This window comes from Streptomyces sp. NPDC048278, assembly GCF_040652195.1.
Taxonomy (GTDB): Bacteria; Actinomycetota; Actinomycetes; order Streptomycetales; family Streptomycetaceae; genus Streptomyces.
Map to the genome: position 1 here is coordinate 240,047 of NZ_JBEZLP010000008.1, position 12,433 is coordinate 252,479.

12 protein-coding genes are annotated in these 12,433 nt (G+C 69.2%); 7 read left to right on the plus strand and 5 right to left on the minus strand.

Translation table 11 applies throughout. From position 1 onward, the window contains the following. Positions 1-205 precede the first annotated feature (205 nt). The 3 genes from AB0D74_RS17245 to AB0D74_RS17255 form a co-directional block, all read right to left on the minus strand. The gene (locus AB0D74_RS17245) at positions 206-1,777 is read right to left on the minus strand and encodes a DNA cytosine methyltransferase (RefSeq protein WP_362586580.1); all 1,572 of its coding nucleotides are present in this window, start codon (positions 1,775-1,777) and stop codon (positions 206-208) included. Positions 1,778-2,681: 904 nt separating this feature from the next. Next, positions 2,682-3,095 (minus strand): very short patch repair endonuclease, encoded by a 414-nt coding sequence (locus AB0D74_RS17250; protein WP_362586879.1) that lies wholly within the window; start codon positions 3,093-3,095, stop codon positions 2,682-2,684. Between the two features lie 409 nt (positions 3,096-3,504). Continuing rightward, entirely contained in the window at positions 3,505-4,515 is a 1,011-nt protein-coding gene (locus tag AB0D74_RS17255) for a hypothetical protein (protein WP_362586583.1), read from the minus strand. Positions 4,516-4,610: 95 nt separating this feature from the next. Between AB0D74_RS17255 and AB0D74_RS17260 the strand changes: the two genes are divergently transcribed. Beyond that, entirely contained in the window at positions 4,611-4,901 is a 291-nt protein-coding gene (locus tag AB0D74_RS17260; RefSeq protein WP_362586586.1) for a DUF1905 domain-containing protein, read from the plus strand. A gap of 111 nt (positions 4,902-5,012) precedes the next feature. Here AB0D74_RS17260 and AB0D74_RS17265 read toward each other — a convergent pair whose 3' ends face one another. After that, the gene (locus AB0D74_RS17265; protein ID WP_362586589.1) at positions 5,013-6,485 is read right to left on the minus strand and encodes a beta-1,6-galactanase; all 1,473 of its coding nucleotides are present in this window, start codon (positions 6,483-6,485) and stop codon (positions 5,013-5,015) included. Positions 6,486-6,827: 342 nt separating this feature from the next. On the opposite strand from AB0D74_RS17265, the gene AB0D74_RS17270 reads away from it, so the two are divergent. Next, the gene (locus AB0D74_RS17270; RefSeq protein ID WP_362586592.1) at positions 6,828-7,592 is read left to right on the plus strand and encodes a class E sortase; all 765 of its coding nucleotides are present in this window, start codon (positions 6,828-6,830) and stop codon (positions 7,590-7,592) included. 229 nt (positions 7,593-7,821) lie between these two features. Continuing rightward, positions 7,822-8,106, plus strand: a complete 285-nt coding sequence (locus AB0D74_RS17275) for an antibiotic biosynthesis monooxygenase (RefSeq protein ID WP_362586595.1) — start codon at positions 7,822-7,824, stop codon at positions 8,104-8,106. Positions 8,107-8,128: 22 nt separating this feature from the next. Here the strand turns inward: AB0D74_RS17275 and AB0D74_RS17280 are convergent, their stop codons facing one another. After that, a complete protein-coding gene (locus AB0D74_RS17280; RefSeq protein ID WP_362586598.1) occupies positions 8,129-9,577 on the minus strand; it encodes an MFS transporter in 1,449 nt (482 codons plus the stop codon). A gap of 67 nt (positions 9,578-9,644) precedes the next feature. Here AB0D74_RS17280 and AB0D74_RS17285 point away from each other — a divergent pair, with 67 nt between their 5' ends. The 4 genes from AB0D74_RS17285 to AB0D74_RS17300 all read left to right on the plus strand — a co-directional run bounded on the left by AB0D74_RS17285 (position 9,645) and on the right by AB0D74_RS17300 (position 12,421). Further along, positions 9,645-10,172: a helix-turn-helix domain-containing protein gene (locus AB0D74_RS17285; protein ID WP_362586601.1), complete on the plus strand. Its 528-nt coding sequence runs from the start codon at positions 9,645-9,647 to the stop codon at positions 10,170-10,172. A gap of 71 nt (positions 10,173-10,243) precedes the next feature. After that, positions 10,244-10,567: a DUF6412 domain-containing protein gene (locus tag AB0D74_RS17290; protein ID WP_362586604.1), complete on the plus strand. Its 324-nt coding sequence runs from the start codon at positions 10,244-10,246 to the stop codon at positions 10,565-10,567. A gap of 110 nt (positions 10,568-10,677) precedes the next feature. After that, positions 10,678-11,430, plus strand: coding sequence for a membrane protein insertase YidC (gene yidC, locus AB0D74_RS17295; protein WP_362586882.1), 753 nt, complete (start codon positions 10,678-10,680; stop codon positions 11,428-11,430). A 133-nt stretch (positions 11,431-11,563) separates the two neighbouring features. Beyond that, a complete protein-coding gene (locus AB0D74_RS17300) occupies positions 11,564-12,421 on the plus strand; it encodes a fumarylacetoacetate hydrolase family protein (RefSeq protein ID WP_362586607.1) in 858 nt (285 codons plus the stop codon). Positions 12,422-12,433: the final 12 nt, after the last annotated feature.

Sequence of the window (12,433 nt, forward strand, 5' to 3'; positions counted from 1 at the left end):
GGGACAGGAAGCTGACCCGTCTCGTCCTCGTGGCGACGATCAACGTCTCAGATGACCTTGGCTGTCCACGGGTCAGCCCTGGATGAGTCGCGCGTTCCTGAAGTGCTGCGGCGGGTCGCGGTGGCTGCGCTCGTCGTCTACTGCGCGGAGTTGTTCGAGAGGCCTCGGCCGCGGGGCAGACGGCCTTGGGGGGAGCGGGAGGGGGCTATCTGTCCGTGAGCGGGTGCCCCTTCAAGCCGGCATGCATTCGGGGCCTTACCGGGGCAGCAGGCTTCCAGGACTCAAGCCTCTCGGCGACTTGCTTCAGTCTGCTCTTGGCTTTGCTGTCGCTCACCCCGGGTTCAAGTACGTGCTGGAGCACGTGCAGCGCGAGCAGGGGAGGCACGGCGTTTCCGATCTGTTGAGGAACATCGTTGCCGCTCCAGGGGTATTTGACCGGAAATGTTTGGAGTACTCCAGCCTCGGCGTGGGTGAAGCGGTCGAATTCCTCCAGGTCATTGTCGGTTCCCTGGTGAACCAAGCGGTTTCGTGACACCTTTCCGGTGATCGTTGCGGAAGGGACGTTGTGGTCACGTCTACCGCGCGCCTCTGGATCCCCGCCGGTCCCGTAGTTCGAGATGACAGTGAAAGCGGGACGCTTGTGCACCTTCCCCGATGAGATCCTCCGAGCCTTGTTGAGTGCCAGTTCCATGGACATCCACTGCTCTCGGGGAGGGGCTTTGGGAGCCGAATCCGATGTCTCTCCGAAGAGAGTGTCCGGGTGAAGTGCTTTCGGTCGCACGCTCGGGTGGAATCCGGGTCGATAGCGCTTGTGAGTTTCGGGTACTTCGAGGAGGGTGCCGGTGGGCATCTCGTTCGAACGTGCGGTCGGAGCGAGACGGGCCATCAGTACCGCACGTCGTCGGGTCTGCGGAACGCCAAATTCTTCAGTGTGCATGAGCTGCCTTCGGGTCCGATATCCGAGGGATGCGAGCACCTTGGCGTACTCCTTCCATACTGGCATCACCGCAGGTACCTGCTCCAGGATCACGGCTTCGTAAGGCTTCAGGCCGGGACGCTTACTTCGTTCGATAATCCACCAAAGGGGCTGCAGGACCAACCCTGTTCGCTCGTCGCCCAGTTCTTCGAGTTTACTCTTCAGTATCTCGAGGCCGTCAGTAAGATCCCAAAATTCCTTGAGGATTCCCTTGAGTTCGTCATCATTATTCGGGATTTCAGGATATTGCGGGGTTTTGAGCTCTTTCAGGAAAGTTTTGATCTGATTTGGGGACTGCCCGAGCTCTTTCAGTCTGCTTTTTATTGCCTTACGGTTGCTGGCCCTGGCCTCTTCGATCTTGCATTTGTCGGCCCTGACTTCCTTGGCTTCTATTTCTTTCCGTCGGAGCTCCTCCGAGATCCTGCGCCAGGTTCGGAAGATCTTCATCCAGTCTGGAGTCTCGCTACGCACGACGTTGTGCAATTGCTCGATGTACTCCACTACCTGGTCGAGTGCACGTCGCCCTGCCCCGTGTCCGGCGACGGTGAAAGTCTGGCAGGGGGGGCCACCGGTCAGTACCTCGGCAAGAGGAAAGAAGGCTGCACGGTAGTGCCGGACGTCTCCCTGGAAGGTGTCCATTCCCGCTGCTGTGCGGGTGGCGCATGCTCCGGCATCCCATTCGATGCCGGTGACCTCGTACCCGAGGACATGTGCCGCCACATCCAGTCCACCCGGGCCCGCAAATAGGTCCAAAATGCGAAAACTTGCAGGTGGGGAGTGTTCTGGTTCGATGTGGCTCATGGGCTTGAAGTGTAGCCGGCGTTAGAGGTTTCTGGTTGCGCTAATGTCGCTAAACGCGGTGAGCCCCAGCGCTTCGCCCACAGCTGGTGACGCAGAGTTGCCCATCTGTCCGTAGCGAGCGGCCTCGTCACCGGCGAGGAGTCAGTCCTGAACTTTGATGGGCGGTCGTCTGGTCCGATGTGATCTGGACCAGTCCGTCGCTGACCCAGAGACGTGACCCGAAGGCATCCCGCCGCGAGACTTCGATCTACCTGCCGAAGTTGACGCCCACTCGCAGTCTGAGCCGCCCAGCGGTCGACGTCCAGCCAGTCGTGGGAGCGCATCGACAGCGTCGGTGCCTCTCCAACCGATGTGCGTTTCTGGGCGGTGGGGCAAGGCGACCAGCTCCACCGGGCCATTGCTGTGTGGACGGCCATGAGGGTGACCGGTTCTGCGCTGTTCAGAGACTCCGAAGCTGGCAGCGTGTGGGACGAACGAGGTCAAGTTGCAGCCGAGGTGTTCCAACTCATTGCGAGGGGGAGTTCGGTAAACGGGCGAGACGGCCCCTCATCGGCAGAGATGGGCATTCGTGTTGACCGGCAGGCGTGGCTCTGCGGAGTGGACCGGGCAGGTGGCCGCCCTGATGAGGCGGAGATCGGTGTCCGACGATCGCGCGTCACTGTCACGTTCGACTTCGCCAAGGATGTGCCAGCCGCCATCAGGCCGACGCCGTAGGCCTCCGGGGTACCCGCGAGGGCGTGTCGAGAGATCTCCGCACTAAGCAATTTCCGGTGCAGCCGGTGAGTGCGAGCATGTCACTGGTGTTCTGCTCGAAGTCCAGCAGGAGTCGAGGGGCGAGGTCTGCCTCGTTTCGGGCCAGCAGCCAAGCTCCTGGCCGGGTGCACATCGACGGACATACGCTCGGTTATCGAGCCTTCCCCTTTGATCGTCTTCCTGCAAGGGCTGCGCGGCGACGTTGAACTATCTCGGCGACGCGCAACGCCACCGCGTCGGGCGCCTCGTGTTCCCAGAATCGTAGGACCTCCCATCCGGCGGCCATGAGGTGTTCAGTGGTCTCCGCGTCTCGGGCCATGTTGCGGTCTAGCTTCTGACGCCACCACTGTGCATTCGCTTTCGGTTGCGTCGCGTGTTCTGGGCATCCGTGCCAGAAGCATCCGTCGATGAGTACGGCTAGCTTGATCGACGTGAATGCCACGTCGATCCGCCGCCGGGGCATGCCCGGCACGGGGTACTCGACGCGATAACGCAGGCCGGCCGCGTGCAACAGCCGTCTTACGGCCAGCTCCGCCGCCGTGTCTTTGCTCACCTGCTTGCTCATGCGGGCGGAAACGGCAAGAGAGGAAGGGACGACATTGGGCACGGGATTATCCTGCCGGCGTAGGCGGTCGGCGTGTACCCAGGGAGGGACTGCCGCACTGGAGTGGGCATCATCGGCAAAGCGCCCGCCCGCTTCTCCTCAGTGTCGTGCCTCCGCGCCCCGCCTCAAGGGCGCTCCCGCTCCGCTGCGCTCCGCTGCGCTCCGCGTCCGCGTCGGCTGCGCCGATGGCCCTGCGGGCCACCCTTGACCCGGGCCGCTCCAGCACGGGGTAGAAGCGAGCGGGCGGCCCGGGGAAAGTGGGCGGCTTGCCGGGGTGTGCCGTGGGGGTCGGCTGCGTTCCGGGGCGGGGTTGGGGCGCGGCGGGTGCGTGGGGGCACGCCGGGTGGGTTTAGCGGGTGCGGGAGGTGGCCTAAGAGCCGTGGCAGGCGTCGTACGGCTGGGGCTGGCCGCACCAGCAGTCCGACGTGCGCTGCGGCGGCCAGGCTACGGCGCGGCCACGTGCCGCCAGTGTCGTTGCGTACTGGGGGAGCAGGGCCGTGTCGGACGGGGAGGAGCTCTCCGAGGCGGCGAAGGCCTCGTAGGAGGGGACGGTGCCGGTGACGATGCCGAGGTTGCCGGTGCCGGAGACGGAGAGTTCGCGGAGGGAGGACTCTATGGTCGAGAGGTGTTCGGGGTGGGAGGGGTACTCCGTGGCCAGGTCCGGGTAGGCGGACAGGAGCTCGGAGAGTTCGTCCGCCGGCCAGTGGAGGACCGCTACCGGGAAGGGGCGGGAGAGGGCCTCTCGGTAGGTGCCGAGTTCGGCTCGGAGGCGGGAGATCTCGGCCTCCAGCTCCTGCGGGTTGTCGGAGCCCAGGGACCAGACGCGCTTGGGGTCGTGGAGCTCGTCCAGGGAGATGGGGGAGGAGTGGAGGGTGTCGGCGCGGGCGTCCCAGTCGTCGTGGGGGAGGCCGAGCATGCGGCGGACCCGGTGGCGGCCGAAGAGGAGCGGGTGCGTGGCGTAGGGGGGTTCGGCGACCTCCGTCAACAGGAGGGTGGCCGCCTCGGTGAAGGTGTCGTGCGCCGCTTCCAGCTCGTCGTGGGATTCGAGGGACTCCGCGACGATGACCCAGGGGGCCGGGTCCCGGGGGGCCGTGGTGCGGATGCCGTCGATGATCGCCCTGGCCTCTGCCTCGTGGTCGTACTCCCACAGGTTCGACGCCTTGAGGGCCCGGACCAGGGGCGCGTTCTCCAGGGTGTCCGGGGTGGCGAGGAGGCGGTCGTAGAGCGCGGTGGCGGCGGGGCGGTCGTCGGCCAGTTCCAGGTGGGCCGCGGCCTGCAGCAGCAGTGCTTCCGCGTCCTCGGGGTAGCGGTCGGCGGTCCGCTCCAGGCGTGCCGCTTCGGCGGTGTGGTCGACGTTCTCGGCAGGCGTGTCGGGGCGCATGAACGACACGGTACTGCCCGGCGGTGACAAAGAAGAGATAGGGATGGGGGGCAGTCGGTGCAGCGGGTGCAGTCGGTGGCGAGGGGAGTCGTGCGGTGCGGTTCGAGTTCGGTGGGTGTGTCGTGGAGTGGCGGGGGCCCGCTCCGTACTACTTCGTGCCGGTGCCGGCGGAGGAGTGCGAGGAGGTGCGGGCCGTGGCGGGCATGGCCTCGTACGGGTGGGGGGTCGTTCCCGTCGAGGTGACCTTGGGCGGGGTGGTGTTCGAGACGTCCCTGTTTCCGAAGGACGGGGGGTATCTGCTGCCGTTGAAGAGTGCGGTGCGGAAGGCGGAGGGGGTGGAGGCCGGGGACGAGGTGCGGGTCGAGATGCGGGTTCGGGTGCAGTAGGCGGTCGCGGTCACGGTGGTGGCGGTCGCGGTCACGGTCGCGGTGGTGGCGGCGGGGCACGGTGAGCTGCGTGGCCCCGCCGCCGGGTGAGCCCGGTCCGGGCCGTTCGGGTCAGATCGTCACGCCGTCGATCTGGAGGGTCTGGACCGCCTTCGCCGCGACCGACACCGCCACCGTCTTCCCGGAGAGGTAGGTGTCCGAGTACGACTTGTACGCGTCGCCGCCCGTCGTCACCGTGTTCCAGCGCGGGACCAGGCCGTTCGTGCCGCCCGTCACCGTCGTGAAGCCGGAGAGGTTGAAGGTGAAGGTCTGGGCGGAGGTGGCGGTGTTGAGGGCCACGATCACCAGGCGTTTGGCCGAACTGTCGTAGGCGGCCACCGCGTTGCTCACGCCCGTGTCGAGGATCTTCATGCCGGGGCGGATGTGGCGGCTGAACTGGGCCATCACGTAGTACTTGGTGGTGACCGCGCCGGCCGCCAGGGTGTCCGCGTCGTACGCGATCATCGCCCAGTTCGAGGACGGGTCCATGACCTGCCAGTAGACCCAGGCGGTGGGGTGCAGCCAGCGGAAGTCGTAGAGCAGGTTGAAGGCCAGGGTGTAGCCGGTGCCGTCGTTGTCGCCGGTCTCGGAGTTCCAGAGGGCCTTGCCGGCCGTCGTCACGACGTCGGTGTAGAGGAGGTCGCGACGGCCGCCCGAGCCCTGGTAGCCGTGGACGTTGACGCGGTCCACGTAGCCCTTGGTGGTGGAGGAGAAGGCGCTCCAGGTGGTGCGGGCCAGGTCGTAGCTGGTCTCGTCGGAGGCCGAGATCTTGGTGCTGGTCAGGCCTCGGCTGTTCAACTCGCTGCGGAGGTAGGGGAGTACGGCCGACTGGACGGTCGAGTCCATGTGGCAGCCCTCCTGCGTGCCGGTCGCCGTCCACCAGGCGGAGGACGGCTCGTTGAAGGCCTCCACCGTCGCGAAGTTCACGCCCCAGTTGTTCTTGGCGTACAGGGCCACGGAGGCGAGGTGGGAGGCGTGCTGGCGGTAGTTCCAGGACTGGAGGTTGTTGCCGCCGTCCGAGGCGCCGGAGGGGTTGTGGTTCAGGCACATCCACCACATGGGGGAGTTGGCGAAGAGCTCGGCCGTGGCGCCTCGGTTGACGGCTTTGACGAGCATCGCGCGCTGGGTGGCGTCCGCCGTCCAGTCCCAGGCCGAGGAGGTGGGGTCCTCGTTGTTCCAGTCCTGCCAGTAGCCCTCGATCTGCTTGAACGCGGGGATGTTCGCGGAGGCGACCATCGACTCGCCGCTCACGCTGTTCCAGCTGCATGCGCCCAGGTTGTAGCGGGCGATGTTCAGGCCGAGGCCGGGCAGCGAAGTGCTGTTGTACGTCGTCGACTTGGTGGTGAAGAAGATGTCGGCGAAGTCGTCGCGGGTGCCGAAGACATTGCCCCACCAGGCCAGGGAGGTGCCCCAGCCCTCCCAGGTGCCCCACGAGGTCGACGGACTGACGGCTATCGTCGCGTCGGCGTGGGCCGTGCCGGTGGCCAGGGCGCTGCCCAGGAGGCCGCCTCCCGCGGCGGCCAGGAGTGTTCTGCGTCGGATCATGGCTGTCTCTCAACCTCTCCGTGCGGCTCAAACACCGGTTCCCGGACCGGCGTCGACTCGTCCCCCCGCATGCCAACAGGAAGCATCAGGTGTGGTGCGTGAGGTTGTCGAGGGTTGTGACAGCGGTTTCTGACAGTGGTTTCTAAAACCAGTGAAGGAAGACGGTGGAGGGAGACCGCGGAGGAGGAGGTGCCGGGAGGAGTCGTGGGGAGGTGCGGTGACGGGTGGCCGTGCGGCTCTGGTGAGTTGGCGGCGGGCGCCTTATCGTGCGGGACCGACGCGGGGCCGGGGCCGACACGCGAAGGCCGGGGCCGGGGCGGTGGGAGGTGCGCGGTGCGGGTCGTGGGGCACGGTGAGCGGCGGTGGCGGGCCAGGCGGCGGCGGGCGCTGTGGACCGGGGGCGAACTCCTCGTCACGGTGGGCGTGGTGCTCATGCTGCTCGTCGTGCACCAGTTGTGGTGGACCAACCGGGAGGCGAAACAGGGAGCCGCGCGGAAGGTGGCGGCCCTGGAGCGGCAGTGGAGCGGCGGAGGAGCGGCGAACGGCTCCGGGGGATCGGGCGGTGGCGGGGAGAAGGCGGGTTCCGGTGCGGCAGAGGCCCAGGGGTCCGGCGGCGGGCGGCGGCAGACGTCGTACACCACGCGTGTCGTCGCCTCCCAGGCGTACGCCGTCCTCGTCGTCCCGCGGCTCGGGCTGCGCGTCCCGGTCGCCGAGGGCGTCAGCAAGCCGAACGTGCTCAACCACGGGTACGTCGGCCACTACCCCGGCACCCAACAGCCTGGCCAGGCAGGGAACTTCGCGCTCGCCGGGCACCGGAACACGCACGGCGAGCCGTTCCGCTACCTGCCGCGGCTCCGGATCGGGGACCCCGTCGAGGTCGAGACGGCGTCGGCGACCTACACGTACACCGTGGACCAGATCCTGCCGCAGACGTCGGCGCGCGACTCGGGGGTCGTACGGCCCGTACCGCGGTCGATCGTGAAGCCGTCGTACGGGTACAAGGAGCCGGGGTACTACATCACGCTCACCACCTGCACGCCGGAGTTCACGTCCCGGTACCGGATGGTGGTGTGGGGGAAGCTGGTGTCGATGCGGCCACGGGCGTAGCGCCGGGTGGGGACGTCCCGGGGCCGATGGTCCGTGCGGCGCCCGTCCGTGCGCGTATCCGTGCGCGTATCCGTGCGCCTATCCGAGGGGCTTCCGGACTTGCCGCGAGCGGGGGACGCGCTTCGGGGGGTATGTCCGTTTCGGGAAGGGTGACCCCCGGGGACCCTTGGTGGCCCCTGGAAGCCCCTGGAAGCCCCGGCAGGGCTCGGGATCGGTGAGGAGAGCGGCTATGTACGCAGTGGTACGGCGGTACGAAGGGGTGACGGACCCCGCCGAGGCGGGACGCCGGGTGGCCGAGGGATTCGTCCCCCTCCTCCGCCAGGTCCCCGGCTTCGTGGCCTACTACTGGGTCGACGCCGGGGGCGGAGTGATGCTGTCCACCAGTGTGTACGACGACCGGGCCGGGGCCGAGGAGTCGGTGAGGAGGGCGGCGGACTTCGTACGGGACCAGCTCGCGTCGCTGCTGCCCGATCCTCCCCAGGTCACGGCCGGCCAGGTCGTGGCCGCCGGGTAGCGGGCGCCGGCCGGCGGGCGGCTCACGCCCGCTCCCGCAGCGCCACCACTCCCGCCGCCCCCAGCACCGCGACCCCCGCGGACACGGCCATCGCGACGTCCGCGCCGTGCGCCAGGCCGCCGCCGGACGACGTGGCGAGGGCGATGGTCAGGGCGACGCCCGCGCAGGAGCCGATGTAGCGGAAGGTCTGCTGGGCGCCCGAGCCCATCGCCGCGCGGGCGGCGGGGACCGACTCCACCGCCTGGAGGGGGAGCGCGGCGTTGAGGAGGCCGCTGCCGGCGCCGCCCAGGACCAGGCCCGGCAGCAGGCGCGGCCAGGAGCCCGCGTCCAGGGCGCCCAGCATGGTCAGCGCGCCGGCCGCGTGCAGCAGGAAACCGGCGGCGAGTTGCCAACGCGGTGAGACCCGGCCCGCCAGGCGCTTGGCCTGGAGCGCCACCGTGAAGGACAGGCCGGACCAGAGCAGGAACAGCCAGGCCGTCTCCATCGCGGACATCCTCAGCAGTTGCTGGAGCAGCGCCGGGAGGTAGCTGAACAGGCCTATCACCGTCAGGCCCGTGACCAGGCCGCTGAGCGAGGAGACCAGGAAGCGGGGGGTGCGGAAGAGGGCCAGGTCGATCATCGGGGTGGGCGCGAAACGGCGCTCGATCAGGGTGAAGGCGCCCAGCAGGACGACCGTCGCCGCCAGCAGCAGGGCCACCGGTGCGCGCAGCCAGCCGTCCCGGCCCAGGGTGAGGGCCGCCACCAGGGAGACCAGCGCGAGGCCGAACGTCACGGCCCCGGCGATGTCCGGGCGGCCACCGCGCGGTGAGCGGGACTCGGTCAGGGTGCGGGTGGAGACCGCGGCCACCAGGAGGGCGGCGGCGCCCAGTACGGCGTACGCCACCCGCCAGCTGGGCATCGCGCCGGCGACCAGCGGGCCGAGGGCGATGCCGCCGCTCACGAACGCGCCCCACACGCCCGTCGCGTGCAGCCGGCCGCGCGGGCTCGGGAAGGCGGCCACCAGCAGGCCCAGGCTGCTCGCGAGGATCGCCGCGCTCGCCGCGCCCTGTGCCACCCGGGCCAGGGTGAACGCCCAGGTGGAGGTGGTCAGGCCGCCGAGGGCGGTGGTCAGGCCGAGGGCGAGGGTGCCCGCGACGAAGATGCGGCGGCGGCCGTAGTCGTCGGCCAGGCTGCCCGCCACCAGGAGGAGGGCGGCGAGGCCGAGCGGGGTGCCGTTCAGCAGCCAGGCCTGCGCGGAGAGCGGGGTGTGCAGGGCGGCGACCGTGTCCGGGAGTGTGACCACCGGGGCGGTGTACGTCATCAGGGCCACGGCGGTCGCGGCGCTGGTGAGGGCCAGGGTGGGGCGACCGCTACGGGCCCGGGCGTCGGCCTGAGGGGCGGCGGGGGTGTCGGCGCGGGTGTCGGCTGGGTTGGAGTCCGGGACGGGTGCGGGGCTCGTACGCTTGATGGTTCTTTCATTGAACCTACTCATGGGAGTACCGTAGCACCGTTGGTTCGTTCATTGAACCCACACCGGGAAACTGACTAAGGTGGTCCCCATGGCACTGGGCAAGGACTACGCGACACAGGAGTGCTCGATCGCCAGGGCGCTGGAGGTCGTCGGCGAGCGCTGGACCCTGCTCGTCATCCGCGACGCGCTCTACGGCGTCCGGCGCTACAACGACTTCCTCGTCCACCTCGGCATCCCGCGCGCCGTCCTGTCGGCCCGGCTGAAGACGCTCACCGAGGAGGGGATCCTGGAGAAGCGCCGGTACCAGGAGTCGCCGCCCCGGGACGAGTACGTCATCACCGAGCGCGGCACCGAGCTCTTTCCCGTCCTGCGCGCCCTCGCCGTCTGGGGGCGCGAACACCTCATGGACGTCCGGCTGCGCTACTTCCGCCACGTGGTGTGCGGGACCGAACTCGGCTCGTACGGCGAATGTCCCGCCTGCGGAACCGTCGTGCCCGTCGCGGACGTTGTCATCACGCCGGGCCCGGGACTCGACCCCGACCCGGCGGACCCGGTCAGCCGGGCGCTCCTGAAGCCCAAGAGGCTCCTGGAGCCGCTGGAGACCGATCAGGTATAACGATCAGGTACAACGATCATGTGTAACCGGCCGAAGTGGCAGGAGCCGGAGTGAAGGGGGGAGGGGTGCACGTGAATCGCCGTTGGGCCGTCCCGTCGTCCCGTCCTGTCGCCCTCACCCTGCTGCTGCTCCTGCTGTTCGACCTGCTCCTGCTCGACTCCGGCAGCCTCTTCACCACCGTCGCGCTCGCCGCGACCGCCGCCGCCGGCTCGGCCCTCGCCCTCTGCTCGGTCCTCGCCGCCCGCTCCGCGCCCGCCGTGCCGCCCACCCGGGTCCGTACGGCGATACGCGACCGGGCCAGGCGTACGGCCTTCCTGCCGCAACGCGACCCGGACGCCCAGGGCCGCAGCCGCCCGCGAGCACCCGGACACGCCCTCCCGGCGACCCCTGCGTAGACCACCCGGTCCCTGACTCCGGGTGACCTCGCGCGCGTCGTCATGCCGTTCCCCTCTTCACCCACGGCACGACGAGACCCCCCGGAGGGCTCCCACCCATGTCCGCTTCCATGTCCGCTTTCATGTCCGCTTTCGCCGGGCTGGTCGAGCAGCTCGCCGATCTGCTCCAGCCGCTCTGCCACGCCGCCTCGGCCGCCGCCGCGATCGTCCTGTTCACCGCGCTCGTACGACTGCTCGTGCATCCCCTGTCCCGGGCCGCCGCCCGTGGCCAGCGTGCCCGGGCCGCGCTCCAGCCGAGAATCGCCGAACTGCGCGAGAAGCACGGGAAGAACCAGGAGGCCCTCCAGAAGGCCGTCCTCGAACTCCACGCGGCGGAAAAGGTGTCGCCGCTGTCCGGCTGCCTGCCCGGGCTGCTGCAACTGCCCGCCTTCTTCGTGCTCTACCACCTCTTCTCCCACCCCACGATCGGCGGCCAGGGCAACGGTCTGCTGTCCCACGCGCTCTGGGGCGCTCCGCTCGGCGGGCGGTGGAGCGATGTCCTCGCCGGCAGCGGGTTCGGGAGCGGCGCCGGGCTGGTCTATCTGGCGCTGTTCGCCGTGGTCGCCGCCGTCGCCACCTTCAACTTCCGCCGCGCCCGCCGGACGGCGGCGGAGGCCGGTGCGGGTGCGGCGGTGGCGATGGCCGGGGCCGCGTCTGGCGAGGGGGACCAGCAGGTGCCCGGACTCGGCGCGGTCACCAAGGCGATGCCGTACCTGTCGTACTTCACGCTGATCACCGTGGCCGTGGTGCCGCTGGCCGCCGCGCTGTACGTGGTGACCAGCACGACGTGGAGCGCGGTGGAGCGCGCCGTGCTGTACAGGTGAGGAGCTCGGTGCCTACGGTCCAGTACATGAACAGGCTCTTGCCCGCTGCATGTTCATCTTGGAGGATCGACCAGTCCTCCGATGGCTGCACCCATCGGTCGGGCGACTGCTGTCAAGGGAGATGGTGACGACCATGAAGCTGCTGCGAGTCGGTACGGCGGGGGCGGAGCGGCCCGCGCTGCTCGACGCCGAGGGTGTCCTGCGGGACCTGACGGGGATCGTCGACGACATCGACGGGGCGCTGCTCGCCGACGCCGCGGCGCTCGGGCGGGTCCGGGCCGCCGCCGAGGCGGGGGAGCTGCCCGCGCTCGACGCGACCGGGCTGCGGATCGGGCCGCCGCTGGGGCGGATCGGGAAGGTCGTGTGCATCGGGCTCAACTACCACGACCACGCCCGCGAGACGGGGGCCGAGCCGCCGGCCGAGCCGGTCGTCTTCTTCAAGGCCGCGGACACGGTCGTCGGGCCGAACGACACCGTGCTGGTGCCGCGCCGGTCGGTGAAGACCGACTGGGAGGTGGAGCTGGCGGTGGTCATCGGGCGTACGGCCCGTTATGTGGCCGACGACGAGGATCCGCTGGCCTACGTCGCCGGGTACGCGGTCGCGCACGACGTGTCCGAGCGGGAGTTCCAGATCGAGCGGGGCGGGACCTGGGACAAGGGGAAGAACTGCGAGACGTTCAACCCGCTCGGGCCGTGGCTGGTGACGGCCGACGAGGTCGGCGACCCGCAGAACCTGTCGCTGAAGCTCTGGGTGAACGGTGAGCTGAAGCAGGACGGGACCACCGCCGAGCAGATCTTCCCGGTCGCCGAAGTCGTGCGGTACGTCAGCCAGTTCATGGTGCTGTACCCCGGGGATGTCATCAACACCGGGACTCCGGCGGGGGTGGCGCTCGGCGCGCCCGAGCCGAAGCCGTTCCTGCGGGCCGGGGATGTGGTGGAGCTGGAGATCAGTGGGCTTGGTCGTCAGCGGCAGGAGTTCAAGGACGCGTAGGCGCTCCGCTGG